Annotated in this window: 11 protein-coding genes and 1 pseudogene; 8 read left to right on the forward strand and 4 right to left on the reverse strand. The window is 68.7% G+C overall.

Annotated elements, in window-relative coordinates; translation table 11 throughout:
* Positions 1 to 49 precede the first annotated feature (49 nt).
* The 3 genes from KXV01_RS04025 (at position 50) to KXV01_RS04035 (ending at position 4,242) form a co-directional block, all read left to right on the forward strand.
* A complete protein-coding gene (locus KXV01_RS04025) occupies positions 50 to 490 on the forward strand; it encodes a hypothetical protein (protein WP_005420284.1) in 441 nt (146 codons plus the stop codon).
* A 160-nt stretch (positions 491 to 650) separates the two neighbouring features.
* Positions 651 to 911 (forward strand): YcgL domain-containing protein, encoded by a 261-nt coding sequence (locus KXV01_RS04030; RefSeq protein ID WP_014648833.1) that lies wholly within the window; start codon positions 651 to 653, stop codon positions 909 to 911.
* Complete coding sequence (locus KXV01_RS04035) at positions 904 to 4,242, forward strand: ankyrin repeat domain-containing protein (protein ID WP_263467514.1); 3,339 nt, start codon at positions 904 to 906, stop codon at positions 4,240 to 4,242. The genes KXV01_RS04030 and KXV01_RS04035 overlap by 8 nt, the downstream gene beginning before the upstream one ends.
* A gap of 134 nt (positions 4,243 to 4,376) precedes the next feature.
* On the opposite strand, the gene KXV01_RS04040 is transcribed toward KXV01_RS04035, so the two are convergent.
* Positions 4,377 to 6,155 carry a monovalent cation:proton antiporter-2 (CPA2) family protein gene (locus KXV01_RS04040; RefSeq protein ID WP_049411517.1) on the reverse strand — a complete coding sequence of 593 codons (1,779 nt, stop codon included), beginning with the start codon at positions 6,153 to 6,155 and terminating at the stop codon, positions 4,377 to 4,379.
* A 343-nt stretch (positions 6,156 to 6,498) separates the two neighbouring features.
* Here KXV01_RS04040 and mgtE point away from each other — a divergent pair, with 343 nt between their 5' ends.
* Both mgtE and KXV01_RS04050 read left to right on the forward strand, forming a co-directional pair.
* Positions 6,499 to 7,869: a magnesium transporter gene (gene mgtE / locus KXV01_RS04045; protein ID WP_049411514.1), complete on the forward strand. Its 1,371-nt coding sequence runs from the start codon at positions 6,499 to 6,501 to the stop codon at positions 7,867 to 7,869.
* An 85-nt stretch (positions 7,870 to 7,954) separates the two neighbouring features.
* Positions 7,955 to 10,675: a bifunctional acetate--CoA ligase family protein/GNAT family N-acetyltransferase gene (locus KXV01_RS04050; RefSeq protein ID WP_049411510.1), complete on the forward strand. Its 2,721-nt coding sequence runs from the start codon at positions 7,955 to 7,957 to the stop codon at positions 10,673 to 10,675.
* Between the two features lie 73 nt (positions 10,676 to 10,748).
* Here the strand turns inward: KXV01_RS04050 and KXV01_RS04055 are convergent.
* Positions 10,749 to 10,955, reverse strand: a pseudogene (locus KXV01_RS04055) (heavy metal-binding domain-containing protein); the annotation flags it as partial.
* Between the two features lie 127 nt (positions 10,956 to 11,082).
* On the opposite strand from KXV01_RS04055, the gene KXV01_RS04060 reads away from it, so the two are divergent.
* Positions 11,083 to 11,790, forward strand: coding sequence for an alpha/beta hydrolase (locus KXV01_RS04060; RefSeq protein WP_263467515.1), 708 nt, complete (start codon positions 11,083 to 11,085; stop codon positions 11,788 to 11,790).
* A gap of 115 nt (positions 11,791 to 11,905) precedes the next feature.
* On the opposite strand, the gene dkgB is transcribed toward KXV01_RS04060, so the two are convergent.
* A complete protein-coding gene (dkgB, locus tag KXV01_RS04065; RefSeq protein ID WP_049435810.1) occupies positions 11,906 to 12,715 on the reverse strand; it encodes a 2,5-didehydrogluconate reductase DkgB in 810 nt (269 codons plus the stop codon).
* A 245-nt stretch (positions 12,716 to 12,960) separates the two neighbouring features.
* On the reverse strand, positions 12,961 to 15,081 hold the full coding sequence (locus KXV01_RS04070) for a methyl-accepting chemotaxis protein (protein WP_099494936.1): 2,121 nt from the start codon (positions 15,079 to 15,081) through the stop codon (positions 12,961 to 12,963).
* Between the two features lie 183 nt (positions 15,082 to 15,264).
* Between KXV01_RS04070 and KXV01_RS04075 the strand changes: the two genes are divergently transcribed.
* Positions 15,265 to 15,720, forward strand: coding sequence for an Rrf2 family transcriptional regulator (locus KXV01_RS04075; protein WP_164283069.1), 456 nt, complete (start codon positions 15,265 to 15,267; stop codon positions 15,718 to 15,720).
* Entirely contained in the window at positions 15,710 to 16,615 is a 906-nt protein-coding gene (locus tag KXV01_RS04080; protein ID WP_049413213.1) for an NAD(P)/FAD-dependent oxidoreductase, read from the forward strand. Before KXV01_RS04075 ends, KXV01_RS04080 begins: the two co-directional genes overlap by 11 nt.
* Positions 16,616 to 16,621: the final 6 nt, after the last annotated feature.

A 16,621-nucleotide genomic window follows, 5' to 3' on the forward strand; every position in this document is an offset into this window, starting at 1 on the left:
AACACACCGTTCCCGTTACCCCCCGCACCCTCGACAAGGAGATGTTCCGATGCGCCGCACTCTCATGATCGCCACGGCTACCGCGCTGCTGGCCCTGACTTCCACCGCTTCCGCCCGCGACACGCGTGTCGAACAGTCCCTGCAGGAACTGGTCAATTCGCAGGCCGCCAAGGACGCCGGCATCGACGGCAGCGTGCGCTTCTACCTGGCCGGCCAGCCGGTCAGCGTGCAGCAGCGCCTGGGCGAAGACGTGACCAACAAGAAGACCAACGCCGCCAACAAGAGCGATGCCGAGGCCTGCCGCTGGGTTGCGCTGTCGGCACTGCGCGCGCTGCAGGACGGTGCCAAGTCGCGCGGCGCCAACGCCGTGGTCGACATTGTCAGCTATTACAAGAAGAACGAGTTCAAGAGCAGCACCAACTACGAGTGCTACGCCGGTGCCATCCTCGCGGGTGTCGCGCTGAAGGGCACCTACGCCAAGGTCAAGTAAGCGCCCGTGTGGCGGCGGCGCAGCCTGAACGTCGCCGCCACATTGCTGAACCCCGCAGGCGAAACGCCGCTGATCGCGCCGCCATCGTCGGCTGACGGCTTTCCCCAGTGTCGGCTTTCCGACACAATCATGGCTCTTCCCGGGTTATCGTCCCGCGGACATGCACGCCTACGTCTATAAAAGCCAACTCAAGCCGGACACCTACGTCTACGTTCCCCGACGCGATGATTTCAGCGCGCTGCCCGCGCCGCTGCTCACCTCGCTGGGGACGCTCGCCTTCGTCCTGGAGGTGGCCCTGGATGCCCAGCGCCGCCTGGCGCAGGCTGACCCGGAAAAGGTCCGCAGCGAAATGAGCGAGCGCGGGTTCTACCTGCAGGTGCCGCCGTCGGTGGCCAGCCTGATGCCGCGCCACTATGACTGACGCCTCCCGTCCGCGCATTCTGTCAATTGCCTTCGCCGCGGGCGCGGTGCTGGCGCTGGGCGCCGCCGTGGGCGGCGTCCCGGGTGCCGTCCTTGCCGCACTGGCGCAGCCCGCGTTCGCGCTGGCGATATCGTGGTGGCGCCGCAGCCGCGCGCTGCGGCCGCTGAAGGTGGTCGCACGCCAGGACCTGCCGGCGCTGCTGGCATTGTGGGCAGCCGCCCCGCTGTTGCTGGCGCTGCTGCTGGCCTGGCCGCTCGCTGCGCTGCGTGACAGCGGCAGCCTGGCGGCAGTGCTTGGCCTGAGCGTACTGGTCAGTGCCGGCCTGCTGGCGGCCTGGCGCACCTGGCCATTGTGGAACGATGTCGAACGCCTCGACGGCAGCCTGGCCCAGCACTGGCAGGCGCTGGCGGGGCGCGACCTGACTGCTTGGCGTGGCCTCGGCGTGGCCGCGCTGGTCATTGCGCTGGCCGCGCTGGTGGTGCTGCCGGCCTGGCCGGGCCTGTTGCCGGAAAGCGCGCGCTGGCCCGCCGCGCTGGCGGTCGTGCTGCTGTCGCCGGTGCTGCACCTGCTGCTGCAGCGGGTCGCGCCCGCGCCGCTGGTGTCGCTGCGCTCCAGGCCGTTGGCGGCGTCCAGCGCTGAACCCGAACCGATGTTCGCAGCGGCGGCCGAAACCGTGCCGCTGGAGGCGATGGCGCCGCAGGAACTGACACCGGCGCTGTATGAGGCCGCCCGCCAGGGCCGCATCGACCGGGGCCTGCAGCTGCTGCAGGCCGGTGCCGATCCGTATGCGCTGCCGGACCCGAACTGGCGTGACCAGCGCAGCCTGGCGGTGCTGGCCGCGGTGCTGCCGGACCTGCGCCTGCTGCGTGAACTGATTGCCCGCGGCGTCGATGTGAATGCGCCGCACCGGGGCATGACCCCGCTGCTGGCGGCGACCCGCGACAGCTGGCATGGCCGCCCCGAAGCGGTGATGACCCTGCTCGCCAATGGCGCCGACTCGCGTGCCACCGACAGTGATGGCAACACCCCGCTGCACCATGCCGCACGCAGTTCCGACCCGGGGGTGGCCGCGCTGCTGCGCGATGCCGCTGCCGAAGTCGATGCGCTGAACCGTGATGGCTGGTCGCCGCTGGCGGTGGCCTGCCAGGTGGGCAACTGGCGTCTGGCCCGCTTCCTGCTCGAACGCGGTGCACGCTGCGAACCGGCCGATGGCACCCCGGTGCTGCTGGCCGCCGCCGCCACCGAGGATGACGATCCGGCGGGTGTGCAGCTGCTGCTCAAGCACAAGGCACGGGCCGACGCCCGCGATCGCCAGCGCCGCAGTGCGTTGCATGAAGCGGCCCTGGCCGGCCATGTCGAGATCATCGGCGTGCTGCTCGGCGCGGGCGCCAATCTGGAAGCGCGCGATGCACTGGGGCGTACGCCGTGGCTGGAAGCGGCCCGTGCCGGTCGCGCAGCCGTGATCGAGCACCTGCTGCCGCACAAGCCGGACCTGGTTGCGGTGGACGGCGAAGGCCGCAATGCTGTGCAGCTGGCGGCGATGGCCGAGGATGTCTCGCCGCTGCTGATCAAGCGCCTGGTCGAACTGGGCATCGCGGCCGATGCCACCGATCCGGTCGGCCGCCGTGCGGTGGACTACGCCGCCGAAGCCGGCCGCTGGGCGATCGTAGCCCTGCTGGACCCGTCCTATCCGTTGCCGGCCGCGGTCAGTGATGGCCTGGCCGATCGTGGCGAAGCAGCCAGTGCCAGCGGCCTGCTGCCGGACCGTCCGCCGCTGACCCTGCTGCGCGAGGCGCTGGGCTTCGGCAACACCGACGGCATGGCGGCGCTGGCCAGGCTGTGCCAGCCGGAGGAACTGGGCGGGCTGCTGCTCGATCCGGAGTTGGCGCTGGAACCGCGTGCGGTGGACTGGCTGCTGGGCCACGGCGCCGATCCCTATGTGCGTGATGCCTGCTCCGATACGCCGATGTTCGCGCTGTTGTCGCGCGGCATCGATGCGGTGCCGGCGTTGCAGGTGATGCTGCAGCGTGGCCTGTCGCCGGCCGGCCGCGGCGGCCTGGCGCGCTTCCTTGCTGCCTGCGCACAGCACGACCAGGCCGCGCGTGGTCTGGAACAGCTGGCACTGGAACTGCTTGAGCGTGGCGCCGATCCGTTCGCTGCCTCGCCGGCGGGCGATCCGCCGCTGTCGCTGGCGGTGCGCCTGGGCTGGCTGCGGCTGCAGCAGGCCCTGCTCAAGGCCGGCGTTGATCGCGAAGCACGCGACAGCCACGGCATGACCGCACTGCACCTGGCCACCGCATTGGCCCGCGAAGGCGCGCTCAAGCTGCTGGTGCAGCATGGTGCCTCGCCGGAAGCACGTGCCGCCGACGGCCAGACACCGCTGGGCGTGGCGCTGTCGATCGGTCGCCGCGATCTGGCCGACTGGCTCGATTGGCGGGTGTGGCCGTTGCCGCGCCGCACCCTGCGCGAGGCCGATCTGCCGGCCGCCGCAATGGCCGGTGACGTCGATGCAGTGCGCCGCCTGATCGATCTGGGCTTCGCCGTCGACGCGGTCGACGCACAGGGCTGCACCGCGCTGCTGCGTGCTGCCGGTGGCGGCCACCTGGCGGTAACCGACCTGCTGCTGGCGCGCGGCGCCGATCCGCAGCACGCGGCGGCCAGTGGCGCGACGCCGCTGTCGGCGGCAGTCAGCATGCGCCAGGTGGACATCGTTTCGGCCCTGCTCGACGCTGGCGCCAAGCTGGAACACCGCCTGCCGGGTGGCGTGACGGTGCTGATGCTGGCCTCCGCGCTGGGCCTTCCGGACATCGTCGCGCGCCTGCTCACGGCGGGTGCCGACGTGCATGCCGGTGACGCGCAGCAGCTGGGTCCGCTGCACTGTGCCGCGCTGTACGGTTTCAGTGCCCGCGACCGCTCGCGCCTGCTGGCGCTGCTCGACACCCTGCTGCTGGCCGGTGCCGAACCGGACCAGGCCGCCGCTGGTTCGGTCACGCCGCTGCTGCTGCTGCTGGGCGCGCGCGCAGAGCCGGGTACCGCCTGCGACGAGCAGGTGGTGATGGCCGCAGTGGAGCGCCTGCTGGACGAGGACGTAAGCCTGGACGTACGCGACCCGCGTGGCTTCGGCCCGTTGCATCTGGCCGCGCTGCATGGCCTGCCGCTGCTGGTGCAGCGCCTGCTGCGCGCCGGCGCCGATCCGGAAGCGCGCGACAGCCTCAACCGCAGCCCGCGCGAGATCGCGGTGATGCGTGGCTTCATCGACGTGGCCGGCGAGTTCGAGCCGCGCGTGCCGGGCGTTTCCTCGATGGCGCGGTTCCTGCGCGACAACGGCTGATCGCTGGAAAAGGGTAGTGCCGGCCGCTGGCCGGCTACCTCATGACATCTCCGGGATCACGGGATTGCCGGCCAGCGGCCGGCACTACCGGGTCCGCCATTGATCGGGTGGGTGCCGACCGTTGGTCGGCACACCTACTCGCCGTCCCTTTCCGCGTCGGCCTCGAACAGGTGCATCAGGTCGTTGCGCGCATCACGCGAGGTCTGGATCACCGCGGCCTCGTCGTCGTACACCAGGTACTGGTCACGCAGCAGCTGCTCATCATGCTCACGGAAGCGCTGCACATGGCGCTCGGCCACGTCCGGTGCCACGCCCAATGCGGTCAGCACGCGCCCGCTCATCTCCAGGCTGGTGCCGAACACTTCGCGGAACGGCTCGGCTGACATGTCCATCAGGCGCCATGCATGCTGGCGGTTGCGCGCTCGCGCCAGCACCTTCGCGTCCGGGTACAGCCGGCGCACCATGCGCACCGCGCGCAGGTTGGTCTCCGGGTCGTCCACGGTGATCACGAACACATCGATGTGCTCGCCGCCCGCCGCACGCAGCATCTCCGGCCGGGTTGGGTCACCGTAGTACAGCTGGTTGCCGAAGCGGCGCAGGTCGGCCACGGTATCCGGGTTCGCCTCCAGCGCCACGAACGGCACCTTCTGTGCGGTCAGCAGGCGTGCGATCACCTGGCCGAAGCGGCCCATGCCGGCGATCAGCACCTTCGGGCGGTTGTCCGGTGCCACCTTGTCGGCCTCGGCTGCCTCGCGCGGTGGGGCCTTCTCCTGGCCGAGCAGCTTGAGCAGCGCGATCATCAGCAGGGGCGTGATCGCCATCGACAGGCCGACGATCGCCACCAGCCGATCGTGATTGGCGTTGCCGAGCAGGTGCGCGCGCTGCGCTTCGTTGAACACCACGAAGGCGAACTCGCCCCCCAGCCACAGCACGCTGCCCAGCAGCAGCGACTGCCGCGGACTGAGCCTGGCGATGCGGCCGATCACGTACAGCAGGCTGAACTTGACCACCAGCAGGATCGCCACGCCGGCGGCGATCAGCCACGGCTCGGCGCCGATGCGGTCGAGATCGATGCCCATGCCCACCGCGATGAAGAACAGCCCCAGCAGCAGGCCCTTGAACGGCTCGATCTGCGCTTCCAGTTCGTGCCGGAACTCCGAATCGGACAGCAGCACGCCGGCCAGGAACGCGCCCAGGCTGGGGCTGAGGCCCGCTTCCTGCATGAACCAGGCAGTGCCCAGCACCACCAGCAGGGCGGTGGCGGTGAACACTTCCGGGCTGCGGGTGCGGGCGATGATGCTGAACACCTTGCGCAGCACCGGTCGCCCGCACAGGATCACCACGGCCAGCGCGCCGAGCGCCACGGCAGCGTCTTCCCAGCGCAGGGTCTCGTTCTTCGCCCCGCCCAGCAGCGGGATGGCCGCCAGCAGCGGGATCGCGATCAGGTCCTGGAACAGCAGGATGGCAAAACCCAGCCGGCCATGGTCGCTGTTGATCGCCTTGTGCTCGGACAGCAGCTGCAGGCCTACCGCGGTGGATGACAGCGCCAGCGCAACACCGACCACCAGCGCGCTCTTCCACTGGAAGTGGTCGAGCAGCAGCAGGCCGCCCAGCACCAGCCCGGACATCGCCACCTGCGCCGCGCCCGCGCCGAACACCGAGCGCCGCATCACCTTCAGGCGTGCCGGCGACAGCTCCAGGCCGATCACGAACAGCAGCATCACCACGCCGATCTCGGCGGCGCCGAGGATGCGGTCGGCGTCCTGCACGAAGCCCAGCCCGTCCGGGCCCAGCACCACGCCGGCCGCCAGGTAGCCCAGCACCGCGCCGAAGCCGAACTTCTTGAACACCGGCACGGCAATGACCGCCGCCAGCAGCAGCACCAGGGCCAGTTCCAGACCGCCGCTATGCATGGGAATACCTGGTCATCGGGGAAGCCCGCAGTGCGTCCGTTCGGGTGGGGAAAGCGTGGCGAGCGCCACCCGGCCATTATGCGCGCCGGTCTGTGTATGCACGAGAACAACCGGCCGGCCGGCGCCCGGCGCAGGGATGCCGGGTTGACCTGCATGGCCCACGGGTCCAGACTGCCCGCCGCTGGCGGCGCACCGCCGGCACGCGCATTCCGGAGTCCCCAACCCATGTCCAGCGACAGTAGAAGTCGACCTCGTTCGACGCCAGCGATGGCCACCGCCTGACATCGGGACGGTTTGCCTGCGTTGGCGTTGCGCGAGGTCGCACCCCCACAAGGCAAAACCGATGAACCAGAAGCAATTGCTGCGCCCGGTGGCCGATGCCGCCGCATTGGCCGCACCGCTGGCGAACTACAACACCGCCGATGCGGTGGAATTCCTCAACACACTGGAACTGGCCCGCGCCGCGGAAACGCTGGCCGCGCTGCCGTTGCCGCGTGCAGTGAAGATGCTGGAAGCGCCGGAGCTGCACCGCAGCGGTGAGCTGGTGGCCGCGCTGCCCCCGGCACGCGCCGCCGCCCTGCTGGGGCTGATGGCTGACGACCGCGCCACCGACATCGTCCACGAGCTGGATGAGGAAGAACGCGCGCGGCTGATCCCGCTGCTGGGCACCGACGCCCGCCAGGCCATCCAGAAGCTGCTGAGCTATCCGCCGAACACCGCCGGCGCGCTGATGACCACCGAGTACGTGGCGGTGCCCGCCAGCTGGACCGTGGCGCAGACCCTGCAGCACATCCGCCAGGTCGAGCGCACCCGCGAGACGGTCTACGCGATCTACGTGCTGGAGCCGGCCAGCCAGCAGCTGCAGCAGGTGGTGACCATGCGCCGGCTGATCACCGGCCTGCCCGAGGAATCGATCCTGGACGTGGCCCAGGTCAATCCGCCGGTGACGGTGGACGCGCTGATGGACCAGGAAGAAGTCGCGCGTCTGATCCGCCGCCACGACCTGTTGGCGATTCCGGTGGTCGACGCGCAGCAGCAGATGCTCGGCATCGTCACCGTGGACGACGTGCTCGATGCGCTGATCGAGGAATCGACCGAGGACGCGCACAAGTTCGGTGGCATGGAAGCGCTGGACAAGCCCTACATGCAGATCGGCTTCTTCGAGATGCTGCGCAAGCGTGCCGGTTGGCTGAGCGTGCTGTTCCTGGGCGAGATGCTGACGGCCAGTGCGATGCAGCACTACGAGGACGAACTGGCGCGCGCGGTGGTGCTGACCCTGTTCATCCCGTTGATCATGAGCTCGGGCGGCAATTCGGGCTCGCAGGCCACCTCGCTGCTGATCCGCAGCCTGGCGCTGCGCGAACTGCGCCTGCGCGACTGGTGGAGGGTGGCGATCCGCGAGATCCCGACCGGCATGGTGCTGGGTGCCATCCTCGGCTGCCTGGCGATCGTGCGCATCGTGATCTGGCAGCTGGGTGGCCTGCATGACTACGGCGAGCACTGGATCCTGCTGGCGATCACCATCGGTGCCGCGCTGGTCGGCATCGTCACCTTCGGTTCGCTGTCCGGCTCGATGCTGCCCTTCGTCCTGAAGCGGCTCGGCTTCGACCCGGCCAGCGCCTCGGCCCCGTTCGTGGCCACCCTGGTGGATGTAACCGGCCTGGTGATCTACTTCAGCATCGCCGCGCTGATCCTGCACGGCACGCTGCTGTAACAAAAAAGGGGACGGAGGGGATCAAGTCGTTTGTGGCACAGACGACTTGATCCCCTCCGTCCCCTTTTTTGGGTACCGTAGGCGCATGAGTACCTACCACCTGCAGTCCGTATTCCGTCCGCAGTCGGTCGCGGTGATCGGCGGCAGTCCGCGTGAGCGTTCGGCCGGCCGCGCAGTGATGCGCAACCTGCGCGGAACCGGCTTCCCCGGCAAGGTGGCGTGGATCAACCCGCGGCACGCCGAGATCGATGGCATCCGCACGGTCAAGCGCTTGAAGGACCTGGACTGGGTGCCCGACCTGGTGGTGATCACCGCGCCGGCGGCGATCGTGCCGCAAGTGGTGCGTACAGCTGCAGAGCGTGGCGTGCAGGCGGCGATCATCCTCACCGCGCACCTGGGCGAAGGCCCGGGTTCGTTGTCCGCACAGGTAGAGGCGGTGGCGCGCAAGCATGGCCTGCGCATCCTCGGGCCGCATTGCCTGGGCGTCATCGCGCCGCACGCGCGACTCAATGCCAGCATCGCCGCGCACTTCCCGCAGGCCGGCGACCTCGCCCTGATCTCCGAATCCTCGGCCATTGCCGCCGCGCTGGTGGAGTGGGGCGTGGCGCGCTCGGTGGGCTTCTCCGCCGTGGTTTCGCTGGGCGACACGATGGACGTCGACTTCGGCGACCTGCTCGACTACTTCGCCACGGACTACCGCACCCGCGCCATCCTGCTGTATGTCGAGCAGATCAAGGACGCGCGCAAGTTCATGTCGGCCGCGCGTGCCGCCGCCCGCGCCAAGCCGGTGGTGGTGGTGAAGTCCGGTCGCGCCGAGCGCGTGCAGCCGGGCAGCCGTGATACCCATGTGCAGGCCCTGGCGCGTGCCGATGATGTGTACGGCGCGGCCTTCAATCGCGCCGGCCTGCTGCGCGTGGGTGCGCTGGACGAACTGTTCACTGCTGCTGAATCGCTGGGGCGGCTGGGCACCTTCCCCGGTCGCCGCCTGGCCATTCTCAGCAATGGCGGCGGTGTCGGCCGCCTGGCCGTGGACCAACTGATCGCGCTGCGTGGCACGCTGGCCACCCTTTCCGACAGCACGGTGGAGAAGCTCGATGCGGTGCTGCCGCAGGGCTGGTCGCGCAGCAATCCGGTGGACATCGTGGTCGACGCCGATGGCGACCGCTATGCGTCGGCCATCGAAGCACTGCTGGCCGACAACGAGAACGACGCGGTGTTGGTGGTCAACGTGCCAACCGCGTTCACCTCGTCCGCCGATGCGGCGCAGGCCCTCACCCGCACGCTCGGCCTGCGCCCGCGCCATCATCGCGACAAGCCGGTGTTCGCCGTATGGCTGGGCAACGACGACCAGGCCACCGCCACGCTCAACGCGGCACGGGTGCCGACCTATCCGACCGAGGCCGAAGCCGTACGTGGCTTCCAGCACCTGGTGCGCTACCGCGAAGCGCAGAACGCGTTGATGGAAACGCCGCCCAGCCTGCCGCAGGATTTCAGCGTCGACACGGCTACCGCGCGCGCACTGGTCGATGCCGCGCTGGCCAACGGCCAGCAGTGGCTGGACCCGCTGGCCACGCATGAGCTGCTCAAGGCCTACGGCATCCCCTCCGCGCCGGTGATGCACGCGCGCGATGCGCACGAGGCAATGGACCTTGCGCAGCCGCTGCTGGAGCGTGGCGCCAGCGTGGCGCTGAAGATCCTGTCACCGGACATCCCGCACAAATCGGAAGTGGACGGCGTGCGCCTGAACCTGTCCACGCTGCCGGCGGTGCAGAGCGCGGCCAACGCGATCCTGTCGCGTGCGCGCCAGCTGCGGCCGGATGCGCGCATCGATGGCCTGCTGGTGCAGCCGACCATCGTCCGCCCGAAGGCGCGCGAACTGATTGTCGGCATCGCCGATGACGCGACGTTCGGCCCGGTGATCGTGGTCGGTCGTGGCGGCACCGCGGTCGAAGTGATCAACGACAAGGCGCTGGCCCTGCCGCCGCTGGACCTGCGCCTGGCCCACGAGTTGATCGGACAGACCCGTGCTTCGCGCATCCTCAAGGCCTACGGCGATGTGCCCGCCGCCGACGAGCGCGCACTCGCGCTGGCGCTGGTCAAGCTGGCACAGCTGGCCGCCGACATTCCCGAAGTGCGCACGCTGGACATCAACCCGCTGCTGGTCGACGGCAAGGGCATCCTCGCCCTCGACGCGCGCGTGGCAGTGGCACCGTCGCGCATCCTGCACAAGGGCCGTGGCCATCCGCGCTTTTCGGTGTTCCCGTATCCGAAGGAGTGGGAGCGCACCATCGAACTGTCCGATGGCGGCCGCGCGTTCGTGCGTCCGGTGCGGCCGGAAGACGATGCGCTGTTCCGTGCGTTCTTCGCCCGTGTCAGCGACGAGGACCTGCGCCTGCGCTTCTTCCAGTCGGTGAAGCACTTCAGCCACGAGTTCATCGCGCGCCTGACCCAGCTCGACTACGCACGCTCGATCGCGCTGGTGGCGATCGAACCGCGCAGCGGCGAAATGCTTGGCGCGGTGCGCCTGCACGCCGATGCCGATTACCATCGCGGCGAGTACGGCATCCTGATCCGCTCGGACCTGAAGGGCCACGGCATCGGCTGGCGGCTGATGGCGATCATGATCGAGTACGCCAAGTGGCTGGGCCTGGACGTGGTCGAAGGCCAGGTGCTGCGCGAAAACAGCACCATGCTGGCGATGTGCCAGAGCCTGGGCTTCAAGACCAGGCTGGACCCGGATGACCCGACGGTAATGATGGTGACCCTGCCGGTGCAGCAGGTCGAGGTGCCCGAAACCCCATTGTAGAGCCGAGCCCACGCTCGGCTGCCTTGCATCTCACGGGCACGCCTGAGCCGAGCATGGGCTCGGCTCTACAGCTTCAACGCAGTGGTTCCACCACCACTGCCGTGCCGTAGCACAGCACTTCGGTCAGCCCGGTCATCACATCGGTGGCGTCGTAGCGCATGCCGATGGTCGCGTTGGCACCCAGCTGCCGTGCGTGCTTGACCCTGCTGCGCCAGGTTTTCTCGCGGGCCTGTTCGCACAGCGCGGTGTAGATGGTGATGGTGTCGCCGAAGAGCGCCTCCGCCGCTGCGTTCTGTAGCGTCGAGCCATGCCCCACTGGCTGTGCAGCCGTCGAACGTGGCTCGACGCTACAATCCAACCCCCGTTGCGGCATGGCTCCGTCACCGTGATGGCGCGACAATACCCCCATGACCAACCGTACTCCCCTGCTGCTGCTGCCCGGCCTGCTCAACGACGCCGAGCTGTGGCGCGCACAGTTGGCTGATCTTGCCGACATTGCCGATTGCACCGTAGGCGACCAGACCCGTGGCGAGACCCTGCAGGCGGTGGCCGAGGACGTGCTGGCGCAGGCGCCGGAACGCTTTGCGTTGGCTGGATTCTCGCTGGGCGGTTTCGTCGCCCAGCAGATCCTGCGCATCGCGCCGGAGCGGGTCCTGCAGCTGGCGCTGATTGACACCTCGATCCACGCCGACTCACCCGAGCGGGCCGAGCAGCGCCGCAGCCAACGTGCCAGCGTGCGCCTGCCCGGCAAGTTCCATGGTTTCGGTGATGTGCTGATGCGTAGCTACATCGATGCGTCGCGGCTGGATGATTACGTGCTGGTGCAACGTGTGCGTGACATGACCGCCCGCCTGGGCGCGGAAGTGTTCCTGCGCCAGAGCGCACTGGAACGCCGCGATGGCCATGATGTGCTGGCTGGTTACCGCGATCCGCTGCTGATCGTCTGCGGTGCGAACGACCGCATTACGCCACTCGCGGTGAGCGAGGAAATGCACGCGATGGTGCCGCACTCGCAGCTGGTGGTGGTGCCTGATTGCGGGCACCTGGCACCGATGGAGAAACCGGACGAAGTGAGTGCGGCAATGCGTGGGTGGTTGCTGCGGGGCAGGGGATGATCCCCGCGTTCTGGTAGGTGCCGACCCTGGTCGGCACGGCGTTTCATCGATCGATCAGACGTCCGCGCCGACCAAGGTCGGCGTCTACCAGAGCAGTTGCGCGCCGTCGGTGGAATCAATCCCAGGCGGGTGCAATCCCTTCCGGGTTGGCCAGGCGATGGCCGCGGTCGAGCTTGGCGATCTGTGCCATGTCTTCGTCGGTCAGGCGGACCGCGGCCGCTTCCAGGTTGCTCGCCAGGTTCTCGCGCTTGGTCGAGGACGGAATCACCGAGAAACCCTGCTGCAGTGCCCAGGCCAGCGCGACCTGCGCCGGCGTGGCCTGGTGGCGGCCGGCAATGGCCTGGATCACCGGGTCCTTGATCACCTCGCCATAGGCCAGGCTCATGTAGGCGGTGATGTGGATGCCGTTGTCCTGCAGGAACTTCACCAGCAGGCGGTTCTGCAGGTACGGGTGGATCTCGATCTGGTTGGTGGCGATCGCATCAGCGCCAAGGATCTCGATCGCCTTGCGGGTCTGCGCGATGGTGAAGTTGGAGATGCCGATTTCCGTCGTCAGGCCCTGTGCCTTGGCCTCGGCCAGTGCGGTCAGGTACTCCTCCATCGGCACGTCGACCTTGTCGTTCGGCGATGGCCAGTGGATCAGTGCCAGGTCGACATGGTCGGTGCGCAGCTTTTCCAGGCTGGTACGCAGGCTGGCCAGCAGCGCTTCGCGCCTGAACGCGGTGATCCAGACCTTGGTGGTCAAGTAGATCTGATCGCGCGGCACGCCGGAATCGGCGATGGCCTGGCCGACCTCGGCTTCGTTGCCGTAGATCTGCGCGGTATCAATCGCGCGGTAGCCGACCGCCAGCGCGTTGCGCACGGAGTCGATCACGGTCTGGTCTTTCAGGCGGAAGGTGCCGAGACCGAAGGCGGGGACAGTCATGGGGGCTCCAGCAGAGGGGGAGGGAGGCGGGAATGTCCACGAAAGGGTAGGCCAGCGGCCGTGTGCATGCCGGCAACGGTGCATTGCATCGACGTGTACGACGGCAGGTGGTGGTGGGTGCGGACCGTTGGTCCGCACTGTTCATGCCACCACCCATGCAGCGTTGGACGCTGCCGGCCAGTGGCCGGCACTCCTCCTGTCTGCGCTCCACGGTAGTGCCGGCCGCTGGCCGGCAACCGGATCAATCAAGCCGCGCGTGCCAGCCCGCCCTTCGCCGCCGCCGTGGCCGACAGGTCGAACACATCCACCGCATCGATCAACCGGTTCGCCTGCTGTTCCAGGCTGCGCGCCGCGGCGCTGGCTTCTTCCACCAGCGCGGCGTTCTGCTGGGTGGTGCCGTCCATCTGGATCACCGTCTGGCTGACCTGTTCGATGCCTGCGCTCTGCTCCTGCGACGCCGCAGAGATCTCGGCCATGATGTCGGTCACGCGCTGCACCGAGGCGACGATCTCGGCCATGGTGTCACCGGCCTCGCGCACGCGCTGCGCACCCTCACCGACCTGTTCCACCGACGCCTCGATCAGTGACTTGATCTCCTTCGCGGCCGCCGCCGAGCGCTGCGCCAGCGTGCGCACTTCGCTGGCGACCACCGCGAAGCCGCGGCCCTGTTCTCCGGCGCGTGCCGCTTCCACCGCAGCATTCAGCGCCAGGATGTTGGTCTGGAACGCGATGCCATCGATGACGCTGATGATCTCGGCGATCTGCCGCGACGACGCTTCGATCGCACCCATGGTCGCCACCACCTGCCCGACCACGCTGCCACCGTGTGAGGCGACACCCTGTGCACCGATCGCCAGCTGATTGGCCTGGCGCGCGTGCTCGGCATTCTGGCGCACGGTGGAGGTCAACTCTTCCATGGATGCCGCGGTCTCTTCCAGATTGGCGGCCTGCTGTTCGGTGCGGCGCGACAGGTCATTGTTGCCGGCGGCAATCTCTGCGGCAGCGGTATGGATGTTGCCGGAGGCATGCTTGATGTCGGTGACGATGGTTGCCAGCTGCGCGGCAGTGGTGTTGGCATCGCCGGCGATGCGCGCGAACACGCCCTGGAAATCACCGTGCATGCGCGCGCCGAGGCGGCCGCCGGCGATGGCACGCAGCATGCTGGAGACCTCGCCCAGGTTCAGCTCGGTAGTCTGCATCAGGCGGTTGAGGCCCTCGACCATCGCGTGGAAATCATGCTCGAAGCGCGCACTGTCGCCGCGCTGGCTGAAGTCACCGGCGGCCGCCGCTTCGGCCAGGCGGCGGATTTCGCCGTTGATCGCACCGAGGTTGTGCTTGACCGCATCCAGCGCTTCGGTGATCACTGCCTTCTCGCCGGGCAGGCGTTCCATGTCCTGGCTGAGGTCGCCGACGGCGTAGCGGCCCATGATCGAGATCGCGCGCATCTTCACCCGGATGTGCGCGTCGACCAGCGTGTTGCAGTCGGCCACCATGGTGCCGAACGCGCCGGGGAAGGCAGCGGCGTCCATGCGATGGCTGATGGTGCCGGCCTCGTGCGCCTGGGCCATCGCGGCCTGCGCATCCAGCACGCCGCGCAGCGTGGACTGCAACGCTTGCATCGCCTGCGCGAGGCGTCCGATCTCGTCGCGGCTGCGTACCTGCACCACGTGCTGCAGGTCGCCGGCAGCCACTGCGCGCGCAGCGGCTTCCACCGCCAGTACCGGCTGCACCACGGCGCGCCGCAGCCACCAGGCCAGGCCGATCAGCAACAGCACGGCGGCCAGCACCGTCAGTGACGCGCACAGCAGCAGGGTCTGCCGCGCCTGCTGCGAACGTGCCGCCAGCGCCGCTTCGGCCACCTGCGTGGCATGCGCGCTCAATGCATCCAGAGCGGTCGCCACCGCGCGATCCTTGCCGCGCACCAGGTTGTCGCCGGCGGCCGGATCGTAGCCGGCCGCGGCAAATGCCTGCAGCGCCGCGTGATAGTCCTGCTGCAGCTGCGCGTGCAGGCCAACGAACGCCTGCGCCAGTTCACGCGTGCGCGCGTCCGGGCTGGTCACCAGGCCCTTGGCCAGCCGTTCGACCAGGCGGCCTTCGTTGTCGAAAGCGTCCAGGTGGCGCTGACGCAACGCGTCGTCGTGGCCACGCAGCAGCACGTTCTTCCATTCCTGCACCTGGCCGCGGAACTCACGCTGCAGGCGTTCGGCGTCGCGGCTGTGCGCGACTTCGGGTGGAACCTCGGTGGACAACTTGAACCAGGCGGAGGCCAGGCCAGCCAGCGCGCACAGCAGGACCACGGCCAAGCCAACAGAGACCGCGCCGAGCAGCTTGGACTGCAGGCGCGGAGCACGGACAGACGCATTCATCGGGAAGCACTCTCAGGAAGGGGCAATGCGGTATCGACCTGCCAAGCTCCCGCTGAAGTGCGACGAACATCACATTAGCGTTTCGTTTAGTGATGTGAAGGAAGTGTTTCATAGGACAAATGTGTCCATATGGAACGAATACGGACCCTGGACAGGGGATATAAATGTAACTAATCTAGTTACATGAAATCCGCGAACCCGCTCTCTGACGCACTGCACGTGATGGCGCACCTGGTCGGCCAGGATGGCCCGCGCACCTCCGAGCAGCTGGCGTCCTGCCTGCCGACCCATCCGGTGGTGATCCGCCGTCTGCTGGCGCAGCTGCGCAAGGCCGGCCTGGTACGCAGCACCCGCGGCCATGGGGGGGGCAGCCAGCTGGCCCGTGCTGCCGCAGCCATCACCCTGCATGACGTCTACCTGGCGGTGGGCGCACCGTCGCTGGTACAGGTAGGCACCCGCGATTCCGGCGGTGGCTGCCCGATCCAGCAGCTGGTCAACAGCGCCCTGCTGGAGGGTGCACGCGAAGCACAGCGCCTGCTCGAACAGCGCCTGCGGGCGGCCACGCTGGACAAGCTCGGCGCCGACTTCGCCCGCCATCTCGCCCATCACCGTTCCCTGGAAGGTCACCATGAATCCTGATGTGCTCATCGTCGGCGGCAGCTATGCCGGCATTGCCGCCGGCCTGATCCTGGCCCGTGCCCGCCGCCCGGTCACCGTCATCGACGCCGGTTCACCACGCAACCGCTTCGCCAGCCATTCGCACGGGGTGCTGGGGCTGGATGGCATCAGCGGCGCCGAGCTGCTGAAGACCGCGCGCCAGCAGCTGCTGGATTACCCCAGCGTGCGCTGGGTGCATGCCGAGGCCGTGCAGGCCAACGCCAGCGCAGAGGGCGTGGAAGTACGTACCGCCGATGGCCAGGTGCTGGCCGCGCGCAAGCTGCTGCTGGCCAGCGGTATCGCCGACCAGCTGCCGGAACTGCCCGGGCTGGCCGAGCGCTGGGGCAGCACCGTGCTGCACTGCCCCTACTGCCATGGTTACGAAGTGGGTGGCGGCGCCATCGGCCTGCTTGGCGGCCATCCGATGTCCGCCGGCAAGGCGCCGCTGTTTGCCGACTGGGGCAATGTCACCTTCTTCAGCCAGGGCCTGCCGATCACCGATGAGGAACGGGCTGCCATGCAGCAGCGCGGCGTGCAGATCGAGACGTCGCCGGTGCTGGGCGTGCAGGGCGACCAGCCGACCTGGCTGGAAGTGGAGCTGGCCGATGGCCGCCGCATCGCCCAGCGGGCGCTGTTCGTGCCGGCCACCCAGGTGATGGCCACGCCGCTGGTGCAGCAGCTGGGCTGCACATTGGCCGAGAGCCCGCTGGGCGAGTTGATCGAGGTCGACATGATGAAGCAGACCTCGGTGCCGAACGTGTATGCCGCAGGCGATGCGACGACGGTCGGCAACATCACCCTGGCCATGGCCGAAGGCGTGCGCGCGGGCATCGGCGTGCACCACGCGCTGGTGGCCGAAGACAGCGTGCCGCGCTGAATGTGC

It is taken from the genome of Stenotrophomonas sp. Ps181, from assembly GCF_025697425.1.
GTDB lineage: Bacteria > Pseudomonadota > Gammaproteobacteria > Xanthomonadales > Xanthomonadaceae > Stenotrophomonas > Stenotrophomonas sepilia.